The 20,948-nt window shown below is 37.8% G+C and carries 20 protein-coding genes; 13 read left to right on the forward strand and 7 right to left on the reverse strand.

The window, feature by feature from the left end; genetic code table 11:
• The first annotated feature begins 45 nt into the window (after window positions 1-45).
• The 5 genes from SLH51_RS05665 to SLH51_RS05685 all read left to right on the forward strand — a co-directional run bounded on the left by SLH51_RS05665 (window position 46) and on the right by SLH51_RS05685 (window position 4,642).
• Window positions 46-279: a YqzK family protein gene (locus SLH51_RS05665; RefSeq protein ID WP_335959803.1), complete on the forward strand. Its 234-nt coding sequence runs from the start codon at window positions 46-48 to the stop codon at window positions 277-279.
• Window positions 280-297: 18 nt separating this feature from the next.
• Window positions 298-1,188 (forward strand): site-specific tyrosine recombinase XerD, encoded by an 891-nt coding sequence (gene xerD, locus SLH51_RS05670; protein ID WP_335959805.1) that lies wholly within the window; start codon window positions 298-300, stop codon window positions 1,186-1,188.
• A 103-nt stretch (window positions 1,189-1,291) separates the two neighbouring features.
• Window positions 1,292-2,476, forward strand: coding sequence for a phosphopentomutase (gene deoB, locus SLH51_RS05675; protein ID WP_335959807.1), 1,185 nt, complete (start codon window positions 1,292-1,294; stop codon window positions 2,474-2,476).
• 23 nt (window positions 2,477-2,499) lie between these two features.
• On the forward strand, window positions 2,500-3,309 hold the full coding sequence (locus SLH51_RS05680; protein ID WP_390184053.1) for a purine-nucleoside phosphorylase: 810 nt from the start codon (window positions 2,500-2,502) through the stop codon (window positions 3,307-3,309).
• 31 nt (window positions 3,310-3,340) lie between these two features.
• Window positions 3,341-4,642, forward strand: a complete 1,302-nt coding sequence (locus SLH51_RS05685; protein WP_335959810.1) for a pyrimidine-nucleoside phosphorylase — start codon at window positions 3,341-3,343, stop codon at window positions 4,640-4,642.
• Between the two features lie 205 nt (window positions 4,643-4,847).
• On the opposite strand, the gene deoD is transcribed toward SLH51_RS05685, so the two are convergent.
• The 4 genes from deoD to SLH51_RS05705 all read right to left on the reverse strand — a co-directional run bounded on the left by deoD (window position 4,848) and on the right by SLH51_RS05705 (window position 7,807).
• Entirely contained in the window at window positions 4,848-5,552 is a 705-nt protein-coding gene (gene deoD, locus SLH51_RS05690; RefSeq protein ID WP_335959811.1) for a purine-nucleoside phosphorylase, read from the reverse strand.
• 188 nt (window positions 5,553-5,740) lie between these two features.
• On the reverse strand, window positions 5,741-6,271 hold the full coding sequence (locus SLH51_RS05695; protein WP_335959813.1) for a carbonic anhydrase: 531 nt from the start codon (window positions 6,269-6,271) through the stop codon (window positions 5,741-5,743).
• A gap of 21 nt (window positions 6,272-6,292) precedes the next feature.
• The gene (locus SLH51_RS05700) at window positions 6,293-7,300 is read right to left on the reverse strand and encodes a sodium-dependent bicarbonate transport family permease (protein WP_335959815.1); all 1,008 of its coding nucleotides are present in this window, start codon (window positions 7,298-7,300) and stop codon (window positions 6,293-6,295) included.
• Window positions 7,301-7,441: 141 nt separating this feature from the next.
• Entirely contained in the window at window positions 7,442-7,807 is a 366-nt protein-coding gene (locus SLH51_RS05705; RefSeq protein WP_335959816.1) for a Na-translocating system protein MpsC family protein, read from the reverse strand.
• Window positions 7,808-8,286: 479 nt separating this feature from the next.
• Between SLH51_RS05705 and SLH51_RS05710 the strand changes: the two genes are divergently transcribed.
• The 5 genes from SLH51_RS05710 to SLH51_RS05730 all read left to right on the forward strand — a co-directional run bounded on the left by SLH51_RS05710 (window position 8,287) and on the right by SLH51_RS05730 (window position 13,093).
• Window positions 8,287-9,369: an iron-containing alcohol dehydrogenase family protein gene (locus tag SLH51_RS05710; protein WP_335959818.1), complete on the forward strand. Its 1,083-nt coding sequence runs from the start codon at window positions 8,287-8,289 to the stop codon at window positions 9,367-9,369.
• A 27-nt stretch (window positions 9,370-9,396) separates the two neighbouring features.
• Entirely contained in the window at window positions 9,397-10,215 is an 819-nt protein-coding gene (locus tag SLH51_RS05715; protein ID WP_335959819.1) for a MetQ/NlpA family ABC transporter substrate-binding protein, read from the forward strand.
• Between the two features lie 67 nt (window positions 10,216-10,282).
• Window positions 10,283-11,296 carry a methionine ABC transporter ATP-binding protein gene (locus SLH51_RS05720; protein ID WP_335959821.1) on the forward strand — a complete coding sequence of 338 codons (1,014 nt, stop codon included), beginning with the start codon at window positions 10,283-10,285 and terminating at the stop codon, window positions 11,294-11,296.
• 1 nt (window position 11,297) lies between these two features.
• Window positions 11,298-11,969, forward strand: a complete 672-nt coding sequence (locus tag SLH51_RS05725) for a methionine ABC transporter permease (protein WP_335959822.1) — start codon at window positions 11,298-11,300, stop codon at window positions 11,967-11,969.
• A gap of 14 nt (window positions 11,970-11,983) precedes the next feature.
• A complete protein-coding gene (locus tag SLH51_RS05730) occupies window positions 11,984-13,093 on the forward strand; it encodes an alpha-hydroxy-acid oxidizing protein (protein WP_335959823.1) in 1,110 nt (369 codons plus the stop codon).
• 222 nt (window positions 13,094-13,315) lie between these two features.
• On the opposite strand, the gene SLH51_RS05735 is transcribed toward SLH51_RS05730, so the two are convergent.
• Both SLH51_RS05735 and SLH51_RS05740 read right to left on the reverse strand, forming a co-directional pair.
• On the reverse strand, window positions 13,316-14,470 hold the full coding sequence (locus SLH51_RS05735) for an acyl-CoA dehydrogenase family protein (protein ID WP_335959825.1): 1,155 nt from the start codon (window positions 14,468-14,470) through the stop codon (window positions 13,316-13,318).
• 81 nt (window positions 14,471-14,551) lie between these two features.
• Entirely contained in the window at window positions 14,552-15,046 is a 495-nt protein-coding gene (locus SLH51_RS05740) for a L,D-transpeptidase family protein (protein ID WP_335959827.1), read from the reverse strand.
• Between the two features lie 475 nt (window positions 15,047-15,521).
• Here SLH51_RS05740 and SLH51_RS05745 point away from each other — a divergent pair, with 475 nt between their 5' ends.
• The 3 genes from SLH51_RS05745 (at window position 15,522) to SLH51_RS05755 (ending at window position 18,882) form a co-directional block, all read left to right on the forward strand.
• On the forward strand, window positions 15,522-15,668 hold the full coding sequence (locus tag SLH51_RS05745; protein WP_335959829.1) for a YycC family protein: 147 nt from the start codon (window positions 15,522-15,524) through the stop codon (window positions 15,666-15,668).
• Window positions 15,669-16,001: 333 nt separating this feature from the next.
• Window positions 16,002-16,694, forward strand: coding sequence for a response regulator transcription factor (locus tag SLH51_RS05750; RefSeq protein ID WP_335959831.1), 693 nt, complete (start codon window positions 16,002-16,004; stop codon window positions 16,692-16,694).
• Window positions 16,672-18,882 carry a sensor histidine kinase gene (locus SLH51_RS05755; RefSeq protein ID WP_335959832.1) on the forward strand — a complete coding sequence of 737 codons (2,211 nt, stop codon included), beginning with the start codon at window positions 16,672-16,674 and terminating at the stop codon, window positions 18,880-18,882. The genes SLH51_RS05750 and SLH51_RS05755 overlap by 23 nt, the downstream gene beginning before the upstream one ends.
• A gap of 236 nt (window positions 18,883-19,118) precedes the next feature.
• Here SLH51_RS05755 and SLH51_RS05760 read toward each other — a convergent pair whose 3' ends face one another.
• Window positions 19,119-20,936 (reverse strand): dihydroorotate dehydrogenase, encoded by a 1,818-nt coding sequence (locus SLH51_RS05760; protein ID WP_335959833.1) that lies wholly within the window; start codon window positions 20,934-20,936, stop codon window positions 19,119-19,121.
• Window positions 20,937-20,948 lie beyond the last annotated feature (12 nt).

The following is a 20,948-nucleotide window of genomic DNA, read 5'->3' on the forward strand; positions in this document are numbered from 1 at the left end:
TTGGCATAGCTTGTTAAAAAGGGGTTTATAATGGAGGGGTGTCCCATGAGATCTTGGTTTCGTTTAGTGATTCAAACATTAAAAGTGTTTCTCTTATTTATGGGATGCACACTTCTCTTCTATTATGGTATTCTGTGGGTAAGTCAAGAATATGAAAGTTATCATCGCTATGATGAACCGCAAGGAAAAGCTATAAAAGTGTTTCAGATGGAGAAGAGTGGTACGAGTTCTTCTTCATGGATTGACCGTTTAATGTTGTTCTATCAAGAAGGTGAATAATAAGTAGGGGCGATATAGATGGAACATGAAATAAACGATTTTATGCAATACATACAAGTAGAACGAGGGTTAGCTCAAAATACAATTCAGTCATACCAGCGTGATTTAAAACAGTACGAATTATACGTTAAGAATGTTGAAAATAAAAAATATATCAATGAAATTGATCGACAAACAATTGTCCAGTATTTATATTTTCTAAAAGAACAGGGAAGAGCAGAAACTACAATTGCAAGAACCATAGCTTCGATACGTGCTTTTCATCAATTTTCTCTTCGTGAAAAATTCGCTGATCAGGATCCATCTGTTCATTTAGATATTCCGAAACGTACAAAGCGATTACCTAAAATCTTATCAATGCAAGAAGTGGAGGCATTGCTTGTTGCTCCATCTGGTAATGATTTATTTTCGATTCGGAATCGTGCGATGTTAGAAACGTTGTATGCAACAGGTATGCGAGTATCAGAGTTAATCAATTTGACCGTTAATGACACTCATTTGACGATGGGGTTTGTAAGATGTATTGGGAAGGGGAATAAAGAACGGATTATTCCACTCGGTGGAGAAGCGACGAAAGCGTTACAATTGTACTTAGAACATAGCAGGCTTCCATTGATGAAAAACAATCGTCATGATATTTTATTTGTGAATCACCATGGCAAACCACTTTCTAGGCAAGGGTTTTGGAAGATTCTCAAACAATTAGCAGCCAAAGCTAAAATAGAAAAGCCTTTAACTCCTCATACACTCAGACACTCGTTTGCTACGCACCTACTTGAAAATGGGGCGGATCTTAGAGCGGTACAAGAAATGTTGGGACATGTAGACATTTCAACAACTCAAATTTATACACATGTAACAAAAGCAAGAATGAAAGATGTCTATGCTCAATATCATCCGCGGGCATAGTATTTTTATGCTCTGTGTCAAGGTCAGACTTCTGACAACTATAAACGTCTAAATTGAACAGAATACTTGGGCATAATAAGTAGGACAAAGGAGGAATTTAGCTGTGGGCAACTATCGTTATAATCGTATTTTTTTAATTGTTATGGACTCTGTTGGGATAGGAGAGGCTCCCGATGCGGCGCAATTTGGTGATGAAGGTTCTGATACATTAGGTCATATTGCAGAAAAGATGAAAGGTCTTAACTTGCCTAATATGGCACAGCTTGGATTAAGTCACATTCGTGAAATTCAAGGAGTCGAAAAAGTGAAAAGTCCGCTTGCAGATCATGGGTTGATGCAAGAGGCGTCAAGTGGAAAAGATACGATGACAGGGCACTGGGAGATTATGGGCCTTCATATAAAAGAACCTTTTCAGGTGTTCCCTCATGGCTTTCCACCGGAATTAGTGGAAGAGTTAGAAAAACAATGGGGAAGGAAAATGATTGGCAATAAAGTTGCGTCTGGTACAGAAATTCTAGACGAATTAGGATCAGAACATGTAGAAACAGGTAATCTTATTGTGTACACATCGGCCGATTCAGTTTTGCAAATTGCGGCACATGAAGATGTAGTGCCAATCGAAGAGTTATATGACATATGTGAGAAGGCACGTAAGATTACGCTTGATCCGAAGTATATGGTTGGGCGAATAATTGCACGTCCGTTTATAGGTGAAAACGGGAAGTGGCAAAGGACTGCTAATCGACACGATTATGCGTTAAAGCCATTTGAACGTACTGTAATGAACGAGCTTGCTGATAATGGCTTGGATTCAATCGCCCTTGGAAAGATCTCAGATATATATGACGGCGAAGGAATTACGGAAGCCATTAGGACCGTTTCAAATGATGATGGTATGGCAAAGCTTCTCGAAACCGTTCGTAAATCATTTACTGGTCTTAGTTTTTTAAATTTAGTTGATTTTGATGCCGTTTATGGTCACCGTCGTGATCCGATTGGGTATGGCAAGGCACTTGAGCAATTTGATCAACAGCTTAAGCAGGTAATTGCTGACTTAGGAGAGAAAGACTTATTAATTATTACAGCTGATCATGGGAATGATCCAACTCATCACGGAACAGATCATACTCGTGAATTTGTCCCGCTTTTGGTTTATAACAAAAAGCAGACAGGAGCGAGAAAACTCGGTATTCGCCAAACCTTTGCTGATGTGGGTGCCACGATTGCGGAGAATTTTAAAGTGAAACTGCCGAGTAATGGAACTAGTTTTTTACAGGAACTTTCATAGAGGAGGAAATTGTTTTGACTAATATACAAGTAATTGAAAATACAGCATCATTTTTACGTGAGAAAATGGGGGAAGCACCGTCCATTGGGTTAATTTTAGGTTCGGGCCTAGGTGTGCTTGCAGAAGAAATTGTTAATCCTATCAAGGTTTCGTATGATGAGATTCCTAACTTTCCTGTATCAACAGTAGCAGGACATGCGGGTCAACTTGTATTTGGAACGTTAGAAGGAAAACAAGTTGTGGCAATGCAAGGACGTTTTCATTTCTACGAAGGATATAGCATGGACGTTGTCACACTTCCTGTTCGAGTTATGAAGGCATTAGGGGTTCATCAATTGGTCGTAACAAATGCAGCTGGTGGTGTCAATGAAGCATATGAGCCAGGAAATTTAATGATCATAAAAGACCACATTAATAACATGGGGCAAAATCCATTGATTGGACCAAATGATGAAGCATTTGGCGTACGTTTCCCAGATATGTCAAGTGCATATTGCGAGGATCTCCGTGGTCTTGCACGTAAGCAAGCAGAAAAGTTAAATATTAAGATTCAAGAAGGTGTGTATGTCGGAAATACAGGTCCGGCCTATGAAACACCAGCTGAAATTCGTATGCTGCGTACATTAGGTGCTGATGCAGTTGGCATGTCAACTGTTCCTGAAGTCATAGTTGCTCGTCATGCGGGGCTTAGTGTTCTTGGAATTTCGTGTATCTCGAACATGGCAGCAGGTATCCTTCCTCAGCCGCTTACGCATGATGAAGTCATTGAAACAACTGAGCGTGTGAAAGCCGACTTTTTATCACTTGTAAAAGCAATTGTAAAAGAAATGTAAGGTATTCCATTTTGAAAAGGGTGTGGAGCGTATGCGTATGGTTGACCTAATTGAAAAAAAAAGAGATGGGTATGAATTATCAAAAGAGGAAATTCGTTTTGCGATTGAAGGCTACACGAAAGGCGATATTCCAGATTATCAATTAGCAGCTTTCGCTATGGCGATTTACTTTCAAGATATGACAACAGCTGAACGGGCGGAATTGACAATGGCTATGGTAGAATCAGGTGATCAAATTGATTTAAGTGCGATTAAAGGGGTCAAGGTTGATAAACATTCAACTGGGGGAGTCGGTGATAAAACAACGATTGCTCTTGCACCATTAGTAGCGGCTGTTGGCGTACCTGTTGCAAAAATGTCTGGACGCGGCTTAGGTCATACCGGTGGAACGATTGATAAGCTTGAAGCGATTCCTGGATTCAGTGTAGAGATCGATACGAGTGAATTTACGCAACTTGTCAATAAAAATAAGCTAGCCGTTGTCGGACAAACAGGAAATCTAACACCTGCGGATAAAAAATTGTATTCATTAAGAGATGTAACCGCAACGGTTAATTCGATTCCATTAATCGCTAGTTCGATTATGAGTAAGAAAATTGCATCTGGTGCGGATGCCATTGTACTAGACGTCAAAACAGGCTCAGGCGCTTTTATGAAACAACTAGATCAAGCAAAACAATTAGCAGAAGCAATGGTTGAAATTGGGAAAAGTCTTGGACGTGACACGATGGCTATTATTTCAGATATGAATCAGCCACTTGGACAAACAATCGGAAATGCACTTGAAGTAAAAGAAGCGATTGAGATGTTAAAAGGTGAAGGGCCAGAGGATTTACGCGAATTATGTTTAACACTAGGCAGTCATATGGTCTATTTAGCGAAACAAGCATCATCGATCGAGGATGCACGTCAAAAGTTAGAGGACGTTATTGCTAATGGAGCAGCATTGAAGGTTCTGAAGACATTTATCCAAGCTCAAAACGGAGATCCATCAATTGTGGACCATCCAGAGAAACTCCCAGAAGCCAACTTTAAGATTGAAGTTAAAGCAAATCAATCTGGCACTGTTTCTGCTATTGTAGCAGATAAAATAGGAACAGCTGCAATGCTACTCGGTGCTGGACGGGCGACAAAAGAATCTCATATTGATTTGGCTGTGGGGATAGTTTTGAACAAGAAGATCGGTGATCTGGTTTCACCTGGTGACTCGATTGCAACGTTACATACAAATAATGAAAATGTAAAAAAAGTTATAGATATGGTGATAGAGGCTTATTCGTTTTTGGATGGAGAAGTGGGGAAGCCAACACTGATTTATGATGAGATTCATTAAGAGAAGGTTAGAAAAAGTAGACTGATTTCAGTCTGCTTTTTTAGTTAAAGCGTTGTGGCGAGCAAAGGGTTGATTACGGTGAGTAAAAAAAGTTTTGTAGCAAGCAAATTAATCTATACGGCGAGTTGGTAGCTCAATGCGGCGAGTAAAAACAAAAAAAGCTTGCAGACAGACCTAATTAGCATCATCTACAAGCGAGCATTCTTTATTTTTTTATAACTGCATCCAGTGCTACTTCCATCATATCGCTAAAGGTCGTTTGGCGTTCTTCTGATGTTGTTTCTTCACCGGTTAAAATATGGTCACTTACAGTCAGCACAGATAAAGCATTTCTACCGAATTTCGCTGCGATTGTATAAAGGGCGGCTGTTTCCATCTCAATAGCAAGAATGCCGTATTTCGCCCATTTTTCAAGCTCGCCATTGTCGTTGTAGAACATATCAGCTGTAAAGACGTTTCCTACTTTTAAATTCAATCCTTTTTCAACACCGACGTCATATGCCTTCTTTAATAGATCAAAATTCGCTGTAGGTGCATAATCGACTCCGCCGAAAGTTAAACGATTCATTTGCGAGTCAGTAGATGCACTCATCGCTAAAATGACATCTCTCACTTTTACGTCCTTTTGAATCGCTCCACAAGTTCCGACACGTACTAAATTTTGGACATTATACTCTTGCATTAATTCATTAATGTAAATAGAAATTGAAGGTACTCCCATTCCTGTTCCCTGGACGGAAATACGCTCTCCTTTATATGTACCTGTAAAACCTAACATCCCTCTTACTTCGTTATAACAAACCGCATCTTCTAAAAAAGTTTCTGCAATATATTTTGCGCGTAAAGGGTCACCTGGGAGAAGAATCGTTTCTGCAATTTCACCTTGTTTTGCTCCGATATGTACGCTCATGAAATGTCCTCCTATTGCCTCTATAGTAAGAGGTTATAATTCAATTACAACTATAACATAAACAAGGGACATCTCAAATTATGAGGGTGAGCATAGCTGTATCTTGTCACCCTCATTCAAGGAATCATAGCTTTTTTGGATTGATGAAATTCATCGTACTTAGTAATGAACTTTCTACACTTGTATCTTTAACAAATATCCTTTTCAGGATTCTTGACCTCAACCTCGTTTAAATATCCACTTTCCATATTTACCGTATAAGCTGAAATGCTAACACGTTTCGGGACGAGTGGGTGTTTTATTAGTATGTCGAGACTTTGCATTAATGTTTGCTCGATATCATTTTCAGATCCATTTAGCCATGAAAGTACGTCTTCTCCAACGATTCGACTGTAATCAATAGCTTGAATGAGTCGTAAATCAATCCCATCTTTCTCAAACTTATCTAGCATGATTGTCTTATTAAACTTAGGACTTGTATGCTCCTTTGAGGCGATTAAATAAATTTGTTCAACATTTTCTTGGTAGATTTCTAGGATAATATTACGAACTAAACAACCATATGGCTGAGTAATAGCAGCATCGATACTGGAAAGAACAAGTAGCTTCGAAGCTTCCAATTTTAACAATTCGGGTAAATGTTGTTGAAATTCATGTTTAATATCTGTAATCACAAGAACCTTTTTCGTTGAATTCGTTTCATTTATTCCTTTTAACATGTGAATCACTCCTTTTTGAAATTATAACCACTGGGCAAATTGATAATAGAGTGGAATTCCGATAATTAAATTGAATGGAAATGTAATGCCAAGTGCAAGGCCTAAATAAACAGATGGATTGGCTTCTGGTACCGACGTTCGTAGGGCAGCTGGTGCAGCAATGTAAGATGCACTGCCTGCAAGTACCCCCATTAATGTCATTCCACCAAGAGACAGTCCAATCATATTTCCGACAAGAACACCTATCACGCCGCCAACAACGGGCATAATAATTCCAAATAGCAATAATTGTAAACCGTGTTTACGAACTTCAGGCAAACGTTGACCAGCAGTGAGGCCCATACTAAGTAAGAAAAGAATAAGTACACTGCTATATAAATCAATAAACAATGGTTGAATAGCAGGAAGCGCGTTTTCTCCAGCAATTAGACCAATAATAAGCGCTCCAAGCAAAAGTAAGATGCTTTTCCCAAATAACGCTTCTTTTAACACATCTTTATCAATGAAAGATGTTAAAGGTGATGTAAAGGCAAGATTTCTGGAAGAATAACGAACGGCCTCCGTTTTCTTCTGATCCATAACTTTTAGCAATAGCAACGAAATAATAATAGCGGGGCTTTCCATTAAGACAACCATTGCATTCATGAATCCTTCATACGTTGTTCCAGTATGGTCAAGAAAAGAAATGGCAGCTCCATAAGTAACAATACTGACTGATCCATATGTCGCTGCTAATGCTACGGCATTCTTTTTATCAAGTTTGATCGTCTTTAAAAGAATAAGTGCCACAATTGGTAACAGTGAGCCAAGAAAAATGGTTGCGATAACAGGACTTATCACTTCTGATAATGTATATTTAGAAAGTTCAATTCCTCCTTTTAATCCAATGGCTATGAGAAGAAAAATGCTCAATGATTCATTTAGAGCACTTGGAACTTTTAAATCTGATTTAACGAGTGCGGCTATGAGTCCAAGAACAAAAAATAGTACAACAGGTGATAATAAGTTTTGAATAATAATTTCATACATGTTTAAATTCCTCCTTTTATGCAATAAAAAAACCGACAATCAATAGAACAGTCGCATCTTTTAAGACGATTCTGCATCTAATCATTGTCGGTTTACCTTTAACGAGCTTGTGAATCTCTTTAAAGATCTCCCATATTTTGTTTAAATTAAAGATTTTTCTAAGTCGTTTGTAAGTCTGAACACCATGATGCGTTCACCCGTTTTTGTACTGATATCAGTGTGAAACGTTATGACCTCTACATTCACTAGTTGCTCAATTAATTCACCTAATGTTTCACGACCTGATTCAACAAGTTCTGAGCGGATTTTTTTTATTGATAATCTCCCCTCATCCTTTTGACAAAGTGCATATTCAGCTGGAGTTAATATGCCCTTTAACGTGACAATAATCATGTCTCGTAGGATATCCGTTTTAACTGAAACCGGACCTCGCCCTAAGAAATCCTTTTCCCATTGGGTTAATGCTTTTGAGATCGCGGCTTCGACTGTACCTTTTGTTTGTACCATGAAGATACTACCTCCAAATTTTGCTTTTTCTTAAATACAATCATATACAAAAAAACGGCATATTTCCTCAAAGATGTGATCGATGAAGAAATACGCCGATTTATCGTAACGTAAAAGCTTGAGAAGTTTTCCTTTTTCAAACAACCGATGTCTATCAATTGTCTGCTAAAGGAAACAGAGTCAAGTCTTTCTCGTTTGATCTCTCGGAATTAGATTACATAAATCATAGCTCGGGTATGAAAAGATGTCAATCTTTTATTTCTTAAATTAAAGATAACGTTTTTAAGTATATTTAATTTCTTTTCTCAATCACTCAGTAGTGTTAGAATCAGTATGGTGTAGAAATAACCAAGAAAAAACAATTGTCATCTTTATCATTCTTCTTTATAATATTGAACAATGAGCTAAAACCAACTTACTTTGTTGGTTTTTTCTGCTAATGTTCTAAAGAGAAACAAGTTAGGCGGGAGGTATGTCCATTGAAACCAATTAGAGTACAGGCTTCTCCAAGTTATTATCAATGTGAAATAGGAGTATACAACAGGTTAGAGTCATTATTGAATGAGGGACGTGTTGAACATGCTTTATTGATTCATGGGGTGAAATCGCTTGAGGCCACCGAAGATAAGCTACCCGCATTTGAAAAGGTAGATGTTCACTTTGAGCAATACAGCGGAGAGTGTTCATTGAGTGAAATAAATCGATTGCAAAAATTAGCCGAGACAAGTCAAAGTGACGTTATCATTGGTCTTGGTGGTGGAAAAGTGATGGATGTAGCAAAAGCTACTGCAAATCAAATGAATCTGCCAGTTGTTTTGCTTCCTACGCTTGCTTCGCAATGTGCAGCTTGGACACCGTTAAGTGTTATTTATACAGAGACAGGTGATTATCTCAAGTATACACAATTTGTAACAAATCCTTGGATCGTCCTTATTGACCCAACCGTTATTGCTGCATCACCGATAGAATATCTTAGGGCTGGTATCGGGGATACATTAGCTAAATGGTATGAGGCAAGAGCGCTAACCAAACATATAGATCAAAAGAGAGTACCTGTACTTTTGTCTTTACAAGCAGCAAATCTTTGTAAGAACTTACTTCTTGAAGAAAGTGAACAAGCATTAGCAGCTCTCAATAAGAAAGAAATTACAAATTCCTTGCTAACGATTATCGAAACGAATATAATGGCTGGTGGGCTTGTTGGCGGACTTGGTGATGAGTATGGTAGAATTGCAGGCGCACACTCTGTTCATAATGCATTAACACAATTTGAAGAGACACATGCGTTTCTCCATGGTGAAAAAGTGGCATATGGTATTCTCGTCCAACTAGCGCTTGAAGAAGAACAAGAGGAATTAAAATCATTGCTTCCTTTTTATAAAGAAATAGGGTTGCCTGTATCATTAGAAGAGCTTGGACTTACTAATGAACAGAACGTAATTAAAACAATTGCAGAAGGTACACTACTGCCAAATGAATCAATTCATTTTATGGGCGATTCATATACAACTGATGATGTTATTCGCGGGTTAGAAACCGTTGAAACATATAATAAAAACTAGAGAGAATGGAAAGTAGGAGAGAACAAAATGAAAAAAGTATTAATTTCTGCTTTAACAGCTTTATCAATGATTGGTCTTGTAGCTTGTGGTGGTGGCGATGGAGATGCTGGCACTGGTGAATTACCTGAAGATAAATTAAAAGTAGGTGTAACAGCTGGTCCACACGAACAAATCATGGAAAAAGTTTCAGAATTAGCAGCTGAAGAAGGTCTTGAACTTGATGTGACTGTATTTACAGAATATGTAATGCCAAATGTGGCTCTTGATGAGAAGGAGTTAGATCTAAACAGCTTCCAACATAAGCCATATCTTGATAACTTCAAAGAAGATCGTAACTTAGACCTTATTGAAGTAGCTACAACGGTTAACTTCCCTATGGGCATTTACTCAGTTGAAGTTAGTGATGTAGCTGAATTACAAGAAGGCGATAAAGTTGGTTTGCCAAATGACCCAACTAACGGGGCACGTGCTCTTATCCTTTTTGAAATAGCGGGTTTAATTAAGCTAGATCCAGATGCTGGAGTAGCTGCAACAGTAAACGATATTACTGACAATCCACATAACTTAGAATTTGTTGAGCTAGAAGCTTCTCAAATTCCAAGACAATTAGATGAGTTAGCAGCAGCTGCGATTAACACAAACTTTGCCATTGAGCATGGGTTTGTACCAACAGAAGATTCTATTTACATTGAGCCAAGTGATTCTCCTTGGGTGAACGTCATTGCTGTTCGTACAGAGAATGAAAACGATGCCGTTGTGCAAAAATTTATTGAAATTTATCAATCTGAAGAAGTAAAACAATTCATTGAAGAAGAATTTGCTGGTTCAGTTGTAGCTTCATGGTAAGATAAAATAAGAAGAAGAGCGGGTGACTACTAAAGTCGCCCTCTTTTCTATTAAGGAGTTGTCGAATATGATCGAATTGAAGAAGGTTTCAAAAACATTTGCATCTAAAAAATCGAATGTAAAAGCGTTAGATGATGTTTCGCTTCATGTGAAAAAAGGTGAAATTTACGGAGTAATTGGCTATAGCGGTGCAGGAAAAAGCACGCTTATCCGTTGTGTAAATATGTTAGAAAAACCGAGCGAAGGCGAAATCGTCGTTAATGGAATTACAATGACAGGTCTACCTACTAATAAATTGCGGGAAGCACGTCAAAATATTGGGATTATTTTCCAAGGATTCAATCTTTTAAAAACTGCCACAGTTTATGAAAATATTGCGATCCCTTTAAAATTAACCGGTATCGCCAAAACAGAAATAGATGAACGAGTAAAAAAATACTTAGCAGTCGTTGGATTAGAAGAGAAAGCTGATTCATATCCAGGACAATTATCAGGTGGACAAAAACAGCGAGTGGCAATTGCACGTGCTCTTTCTCATGAGCCCGATGTTTTATTAAGTGATGAAGCGACAAGTGCCCTTGATCCAGAAACGACAGAATCAATTTTAAGTTTATTGCTAAAAATTAATAAAGAGTTTGGGATCACCATCCTGCTTATTACGCATGAAATGCATGTCGTGCAGAAGATTTGTGATCGTGTTGCTGTGATGGAAAATGGACGAGTGATTGAAGAAGGCAAAGTTATTGATATTTTCTCGAAAAAAACATCGGAGACAACAAAGAAATTTATTAATAGTTTATTTCCTGAGGATATCCCAGAAGAAGTGATCAGTTCTCTAAGTGAACAAGGACCAGTCATACGGCTTTCGTTTGTCGGTGATTCTACAGGAAAGCCAGCTCTAGCAGAAGTAGCAAAGAAATATGATGTCTACACAAATATATTATCAGGGAATATCGTTCAATTAAAGAACGAACCTTATGGCCGTATGGTTATACATTTACAAGGAACAAATGATCAAACAGAGGCAGCAATTGCTTATTTAGAAGCAGAGGGCGTCCACATAGAAAGGGTGAAGTTGTAGGATGTTACAAGTAATAGAGTTTTTTGATCGTTGGGGAGATCCAATTTGGAAGGCGACAATTGAGACGTTTCAAATGGTGTCTATTTCTCTAATCATATCCATCATCATTGCACTACCATTAGGTACATTATTAGTTTTAACTAGACCGAATAAAAGTCTTGAAAATAAATATGTATATCAAGTATTAAATGTTGTTATTAATATTACTCGATCGATTCCATTCATTATTTTACTGTTCTTCATTTTACCTTTTACAAAATTTATTGTCGGCACGTCAATGGGAGTAAAGGGAGTTATTGTTCCACTTGTTGTGTATACAGCTCCATATATTGCTCGTTTAATGGAGTCTGCTTTACTTGAAGTGGATAAAGGAGTTCTAGAAGCGTACGAAGCAATGGGGATTAAAACTAGACATATCATCTGGCATGTTATGGTTCGCGAAGCACGTCCATCTCTAATTCTAGGTCTTACGATTGCGACGATTGGACTAATAGGAGCAACGGCAATGGCCGGACTTGTTGGAGCTGGTGGATTAGGGGACTTAGCCTACCGATTTGGTCACCTTCGTTATGAGCCAGAAGTGATGTATGCAACCGTCATTCTTTTAATCATTCTCGTACAAGGCATTCAATCACTTGGAAATCGTTTTGCATCTAAATTGAAAAAAGATTAAGTGAGGTGTTGAAAATGTCTCTAAACATCGGTTTTAGATCACCTGAACAATGGGAGCAATTAGCCAAGGCTCATTTAGATAAAGGTGCTTTTGATTATATTCAAACTGGTGCTGGTGCTGAGGAAACACTTCAAGCGAATATAGATGGATTTAAACAATGGAAAATTGTTCCGCGTGTCATGCGTGATGTTTCAAGTGTTGATGTTTCGACTTCTATCTTTGGAGAAAGAGCTTCTATGCCTGTATCACTTGCCCCCGTTGGCTTTCAAACAATCATTCATCCAGATGGAGAACTTGCAGCAGCTAAGGCAGCAGCTGCTCAGCAAGTTCCATATACGGTCAGCACGGTCTCGACGTATTCAATGGAAGAAATTGCAGAAGCAATGGGAAATGCTCCAAGGTTTTTTCAGCTGTATTGGCCAAGTGATGATGACATCGCCCTAAGTTTTATAAGGCGTGCTGAGCAAAATGGCTTTTCAGCAATATTTGTAACCGTTGATACGCCTATGCTAGGATGGAGAGAGCAAGATAAACAAAATCAGTATTTTCCTCTCCGTAAGGGAGAAGGACTTGGAAACTATTTGACAGACCCTATTTTCACAGAGAAAACACTCGCATCGAGAGAAGGAACAGAGCAGACTATAGCGGAGGTAGCTTCGCGTCTTTTTAACCGCTCGCTTACATGGGAAAAAATAAACTGGCTTCGTAAACAAACGAAATTACCGATTGTTGCAAAAGGTATCGTTCATCCAGAAGATGCCAAGTTAGCTGTGGAAGTTGGATTAGACGGTCTTGTTGTCTCAAACCATGGTGGAAGGCAGTTAGATGGTTCAATCAGCAGTATTGAGGCACTCCCTGCTGTGAAAGAGGCGGTTGGAAACGACATTCAAATTTTATTTGATGGCGGGATTAGAAGAGGTGCAGATATTGTAAAAGCTCTTGCTCTCGGTGCTGATAGTATCTTAATTGGGCGCCTTTATGCATATGGTCTTATAAATGGACAAGCAGGGGTAATGCATGTCATTGCTCAGCTAAAGGAAGAATTGGAGACCTCTCTTGTTCTAACAGGAGAATCCTCCCTAGCTTCACTTCAACAAGCAACTCTTGTAAGAGCACAGAAATAAATCTAGTGTGGGTACTTTCCATTTTATCTATAGATAATCATATTGAGTGTACATCCTTTGACAATATGGTTATGAAAGATTAAATGAAAAGTGCCCTTTTTTTGTTGGAGAACTTGTAAAGTTCCCTTTTAGCTAGTAAAAATATTGTCCATCAAGATCTAACAAGAGAGCATGAAAGTCGGTCAAATGAAATCAGACTTAGTCCAGACAGTAAGTCCTTAGTTACGAATTGCTATGATGGAAAGCTTGAGAGGCGAGTAAGAGCAATGTCCCATCATCCATTGGAGGGTTGTGAAGACCTGCACGAACATCACGATAATATCGCTGTATAGGATTTTGTTTAAACAAACTTTGTGCACCAACAACACGCATAGCTCGGTCGACAACTGTATTTGCTGTGTTCACAACCTGATATTTTACAGACCCGAGTTCAGGTTGTAATTGCTGCCTCTTTTGCTTAGAGCTTGTATCCCATTTTGCAGCGACACTATACAGGAAGTGTCGTGCCTGTAGCAAATCAGCTTCATTTTCACCAATTTTCATTTGAACATTTGGTAAGTCTTTAATTGGTGAAGGGAGACTATTCGGTGAATAGGTACTAGCAAATTCAATTGCAAAATTTTGAGCAGCTTGTGCAATACCTAAGTAGCAGGCAGGAATATGTAAGAGCCACCCCGCAGGGCTTTTGTTTCCGGGGGTTATCGTCTCAACAAAGTGAGCATCAGGAATTAATACGTCCTCTAAAAGAAGGTCATGGCTAGCCGTCCCTCTCATTGAAATCGAATTCCAAGTCTCTTTAATATAGACTCCTTTATCAGCGCGAGAAATTAAGAAGTTTCCAACATTCCCATCTTCCATTGTTGCTGAAACGAGAAAATAATCAAGTGCGGGTGCCATTGAGGTGAAGCTTTTACGCCCTGTAATGACCCATCCTGTTTCAACTTTTCTAGCAAGGGTCGTTGGTTTCCCTCCTCTTGTCGGACTGCCTGTTTCGGGTTCAGATGCAGCTGCATTTAGCAAAGCCCCATTTTGAACAACATCAGTGAAAACTTGATCTAGAGTTTCTTTTGGCCAGTCTTCTCTCTCTCTTAGTTGTGAAATGATACCCATATGCCAACCAATTGATAAGGCGGTTGAACCGTCAAATTCAGCGATTATTTCTTGGAGAGGCAGCCATTCAGATAAAGAAAGACCTAGTCCACCATATGTTTTTGGGACCGTAAGAGAGTGGTAGCCAATTTGCCTTAAATCATGAATGTTTTCAATTGGGAATGAATTATCTTCATCATGTTTTTCTGCACGTTGAGAAAAGGCTACAGCTATTTGTTTAACGATGTTTTGCCGTTCTTTTGTTGTAGTTGTTGTTTGGAGTTGCATAAATTGTATCCTCCAATTCATTGTTTTTTTTATTAGTTTATCATAAAGGGTGAGAGATTAAAGAATGAATGCCTAATCACGCTAAGGTCTAATGGACACAGAGGTTCCAATTGGGATGGTTCGTGCTAATTCTTCTACGTCATCATTGAACATCCGTATACATCCAAGCGATACATAGTGCCCGATGGAAGCTGGGTCATTCGTGCCGTGAATACCATAGGATTTCTTAGATAAGCTCATCCACATAGTTCCAAAAGGTCCGCCTGGATTGGGTGCTTTATTAATAATAATAAAATCACCTACAGGAGTTTCATGAAGCATTCTCCCAACACCGACTGGATACACTTTTTGAATTTGACCTTGATACATGAGTGTAAGAGTTCGATTGGCTAGTGAAATATGAATGGAATAAGGGATTGTGTTTGGAGAGGGAAGACCGGGTATAACGATTGATTGTCCTACTAAGATCATGTTTGGGTCAATATTGGGATTTGCTGTAACTAAAGCTTGAAAAGGGATACGATAATCTTCGGAAATGGAAAATAATGTTTCACCTGCTTGAACAGAATGGATCATATAAATACCTCCATTTTTATTTTGTATTAAAGTATGTAGATTCGTCTTGACTGGTTAATAAAGCATATAAGTAATGCTGTCACGCTAGTCCAGATTGCTATTATTTGAGGAGTTTCGATTTTACTATGATGAAATCGTATGTTATGAAAAGCAAATATATGGAGATAATTCTAGTAATAAGGAAAATTGCGGATAATAACTTTACTTCGAATGCTATCGAAAACAAGTTTGATAAAACGATTGGATCGGTGTTCTAATGAAAAAGTATATGATGAAAATTTTTTGTCATTGGACAATAGTGTTAGTGTTCTTCTATCTTTTAGTTGTTGGAATCATTATTTTATCAATCATATTTTTAGCGACATGAAAGAAAACATGGTGATTGTTTAGCTTTCTGAATAGACTTTATCATTATTCCCTTCATTGATTAAGTATGTTTTAATAAAAGGAGTATAAAACACTAGGGGGATTATAAATGAAACCATTGCAAATATCTGCTGAGACCGCTCAAAAACTTTCTAAATCATTAAATGTGCCGATTGAACAAATTATGCACATGCCACAGCATATTTTACTTGCTAAGCTTGCTGAACTACAAAAAGAAGAAAAGAAGGATCAGTAACTTCCTTCAAGTGTTTTGTAAGCTAACTCAAAGACTATTATAAAACCAATAGAAAAAGAGACACAAATTTGTTAATTTGCTGTCTCTTTTTCTATTGGTTGGTCGTGTGAATTTTTTGAACCGGTGAATGGGCAAGGAGTAATAAAAGCAGCGTTCGATTTTTCTTTCGTTCGAACGTTTCTTTCTCTTGTTTTGTTTTTACTAAAGGGACTAGGTGGAAATTAAGAAATTCTTAAGATTTGTGACTACTGAATGTTAAGATTTCTTGTCTACAATGAAGTTAGTTCAGCAGAGTTCTTTAATTATATATAATTTTGAAAGGGGGGAATGTTTGTGGATAATTATTATGTGTTAGTCGTTGATGATGACAAAGAAATTCGTGAAGCGATTGAAATATATTTGAGAAATGAAGGCATTACCGTAATTCAGGCGAAAGACGGAATTGAAGCGATTGAGAAGTTAAATGAGCATCAAATACATTTGATAGTTCTAGATGTCATGATGCCACGAATGGATGGGATCGCAACCACGTTTAAAATACGTGAAAATAAGAATATACCAATTATTATTCTAAGTGCTAAAAGTGAGGATACAGATAAGGTATTAGGACTACAGGTTGGAGCAGATGATTATGTAACAAAACCGTTTAACCCGCTTGAACTGATTGCAAGAGTAAAGTCACAGCTTAGAAGGTATGTGTCTCTTGGTACTTATGAAGGGGTCAAGAAAGTGATCGATTTACATGGACTAACATTAGATCAGTCAGCAAAAGAGGTAACTGCGCATGGGGAAGCGGTCAAGTTAACCCCAATTGAATACAAGATTGTAGAATTACTTATTACAAATGCAGGACGAGTTTTCTCGATCCATGAAATATATGAAAGAGTATGGAATGAACCATGTTACAACGCAGAAAATACAGTTGCCGTTCATATTCGAAAAATACGAGAAAAGATCGAAATTGATCCGAAAAATCCAAGATATTTAAAGGTGGTGTGGGGAGTTGGATACAAAATGGAAAAATAGAGCAAAAGTTCTAGGATGGCTTGTATTGTTTACTCTTGGAGTCAGTGGTCTACTATCGGGATGTAACCAAGGATTCGGTTATATGACTAAGAATTATTTTCAAACGGACCAGTTTACTTATCAATATGAGGACTTTGTTGATCAGCTAAGTGTGTTTGAATTAAATCAGATGACAATGGAAGAAGCAATCGCTGTATTAACAGTATCAGAAGATGAAGTTAATGAGCATCGATATCGCTATGGAGACCTAGGAGAACAAATAGCAAACATACAAAGGCAATACGAAGGCCGGATTCAAAATGCATTAGATGCAGAGAACGAAGAAGTTGCGGAAGCATACACTACAGAAAGAGATCAGAAAATAGATGACATTACAAAGAATTTTACAGATGATGATCACATCCGTGAGAAAATCATCGAAGAGAAAGAAAAACGAGTTGAAGAATATTTTAAAGAAAAAGAGCAGTCTCGTTCAAGTTTTATACGTACAGAATCAGGATTTTATTACTATTTAAGGGATATTCATACAGGAGAAATTTATACGAATGTGACTTTAGAGAGCGATGAAATAAATAATTTCTTTTCAAGTCGAGAGACGCTTTTTATGCAAAACTATCCATCTGAGCAGCAAGGATATCTAACAACTGATCGGTACCATATGTTTATGGATGATGAGCTAGCATATATATTATCAGAGGAGGTTCGTACGTACGAGGGGAAAATTGCTGTCCCAAAATCAGTCGAAGGAAACAACCCGATTGTGAGCTCTTACCAAGATTTTCAGCAAATAAAACGAAATTATTATCTTTATACGATAGCAGGAGGAGTTGCTTTTCTTGTCAGTTTGTTTATCTATCGACGAAACCCCATCATTAATAGAGTTAAACTATCAAAATGGAGACCGTATTATTCGAGAATCCCACTAGATGTAAAGTTATTTATATTGCTAATGAGTGTTTTTTTAACAATGAATCGATTATCCTATTTGAATCATATTCCATATCAATCAACAAACGGATTTATTCAGGTAAGAGATCTATTAATTGATCTATCTATCGCAACAATAGTTTTAACAGTCACACTTATGCAGCTGTTCTTTTTATATGACCTACTAAAGGATAAATCTCAAATCGCTACCGAATGGAATCGATCATTTACAAATCGAAGTTATCGAGCCATTCAAGAAGCTTTCTTAAATAGAAGTACAGGGTTTCAAATGTTGGTTCTCTTAGCGAGTGTATTTGTGTTTGGGGCAGGTGCCGTTTTAGTGTTGCTTAACCCAATTATTTTAATCCCATATAGTTTTAGCTTCTTTGTCGTTGGGATTCCAACGTTAATTATCATTGTGAAGAGGATTGGTTATTTTAATCGAATTGTTGAAAATACCAACGTTCTAGCAAAAGGAAGCTTCACTGAAGATTTACCGATTCAAGGAAAATCGGTGTTGGCTAATCTAGCAAGAGATATTAATACGTTAAAATATGGTGTGAAAACATCAAAGAAAGAACAAGCGAAAAGTGAAAGACTGAAAACAGAACTTATTACAAATGTAAGTCATGATCTTAGAACACCATTAACTTCCATTATTACGTATACAGAATTATTAAAAGCACCTGATATATGTGAAGGAGATAAAGAGGCTTATATTCAAATCATTGATCGAAAATCAAAACGATTAAAGGTACTTATTGATGATTTATTTGAAGCTTCTAAGATGGTAAGCGGAAACATTGAGCTTGTAAAAGAAAGAGTCGATATTGTTCAATTGCTACAACAGGCACTAGCTGAACACAATGAAAAGATAGATGAATCCACTTTGCAATTTCGTGTATCGGCACCAGAACCCCCTGTTCACGTCATTGTTGATGGGCAAAAATTGTGGCGAGTATTTGATAATTTAATTGTCAATATCCTTCACTACTCATTAGAGAATACGCGAGTGTATATCTCAGTGAAGGCAGACGAGAATAAAGTTGTTATTACTTTTAAAAATGTGACCAAATATGAGCTTGGTGATAATGTAGATGAGCTGTATGAACGATTTAAGCGTGGCGATGCTTCTCGTCATACTGAAGGGTCTGGACTCGGACTTGCTATAGCCAAATCAATAATAGATTTACATGGAGGAAGTCTAGATATAAAGGTTGATGGCGATCTATTTAAAGTCATTGTTGCGATTGAAAGATAAGGAATTGGATGTTTTACACAAGAGATTCATAGAAAGGATTAGCCGTATTCTAGTTGCTAGAATACGGCTAATCTTTATTCAGTTAAGAATCTGTAGCTTGGCCCTTACTGGTGTTCGATGTTTCGATTCTAGAATTTCTTCAGAATAGCCAATTAAAAGCAAACCTATAGCCTTTTCATTATCGGCATTACCAAGGTTTTTCTTAAATGCTTCACTGTTTATGAAACCACTCGTTTTCAGTACTTTTCTAAATGAAAATAGCGATACGATAAACTTAATCCAACTAAGTATAAGAACAAAGCAAAATAAGCTGGTAAAAGGTGAATGAATGTCGTATAACCAATAGCAAAATGTATAGCAATGCCACTTATAAAAGCAGGTAGACCTCCTAATAGCAAAGTCCACCAGACCCACTTGCTTCCTTGCTGGAATCCCCATAAAGAAACCATTAATACTAAAAGACCAACACTTAAAAGGGCACTGCCAAATCCTGCACGATCATGAGCAATGACTGGAATTAATCGCTCGTTAAATTCATCAAGCATTTCTTGTGGCATACATAAATAAAGTAAATCAGTAGCAACAAATGTAGTCGTTATTCCAATATAGGATATGACGATGCCTCCAATAACAAATGAGAACCCTAATACGACAAAGGAAAATTGCCCATACAAACTAAGTTTCCAAAACCGATGATTCGTTCTGTTTTTAGAAGACGGGGCTTCCTTCAGGTTTCTTGTTTTTATAAAACCAATTAAATAGAATGGCAATAAAATGAGCCAAAACAAGAGGTGAAGCCAGTCAAAGTACCCATATCCAATAAAGAGAAAAATTCCTAAGAAACCAATAATCGCAGCAGTATCAGTCGCTTGTTTTGTCCAAAGTATCCCTCTTCTAATACCGTAACGTGCCAAAAACATATAGATAATACCACCAGAAACCATGGTCCCAGCGAGTGTCATACGATCATGCGCCATAAAATACAGAATCCGTTCATTAAAAAGGGAAATCGCTTCTTTTCTCATATTTAAGAAGGACTCATCGTAGGGAAGGATAATCGTTGTCATGCTCAGAAAGAGAGCGATCAATCCACCTATAAAAATCGAAAATCCAAACAGCCAATACCATCCCCAGCCTTTCTTTGATACTTCACTCTCAAGATCCATCTCATCAAGCTGTGCTTCTTTAATCCGCTTTGGTAAGCCAGGACCGGAAAAGACATATCCTTGAGACAGAATGATGAGATCAGCACCCTCGTTTAGTAAGGAAAGTGCATGGCTTGGTCCTGAAACACCTCCAACTGTAACGATAGGGAGAGAGAAATGGTGTTTTTTTAAAAACTTTATGGCCTTCAGGTGTGATTGATTGATTACTGTTTCAGGTTGATTAGTGCCTTCATCCAGAACAATTCCAGCAAAGGTTGACTGAATTTCTGCCAAAGGCAGTGATGGAATGTGATCAGTTGGAATAGCAAGAAATATGGGCTTTTTGACATCTTGCATCAGCTGAAGCAAGGTCTTATGTATGGGATCGACATTTTCAAGGATGAACGCGTCTGCAAAAGGCAGGAGTGCATTCGCCATTTCGAGCTGTTCATCCATGGTGCCTGTTAACCGAATGAAAAGAGGGTGGGTGATGTTTCTATGTTTTATTTTCTGAATGGTTTGAGCTAAGCCGATAGATTCATAGTTTTCATGAAACGTAATCTGATTGGTCGAATGATTTATCCTAGGCGGCACAGCTTTTTCTTGAGTCTGCATGGTGACAGGTCCGATTTCGATAAAACCAAACCCTAAGTTGGCAAAGGCTTGAGTGCCAGATAAATGGGGGTCTAATTTACCAGAAAATCCAATGGAATTTGAAAAGTACAAAGGATCAATTTTTTTTTCTAAACGTTTGGAGGATTCTTCTCGTCCTAAGAAATTGATTACATGCGTGCCACCAGGTATTGAAGCAATCCTATTCATGTTTTTATGAATGAATTCCCGAGACATGTTCGCAGGAAGCCGTGATAAAAGTGGTTTAAATAATGCATGATAGGACCAATCTGGCATTTTGATTCCTCC

Source organism: Halalkalibacter kiskunsagensis, from assembly GCF_037027555.1.
Lineage (GTDB): Bacteria > Bacillota > Bacilli > Bacillales > Bacillaceae_D > Halalkalibacter > Halalkalibacter kiskunsagensis.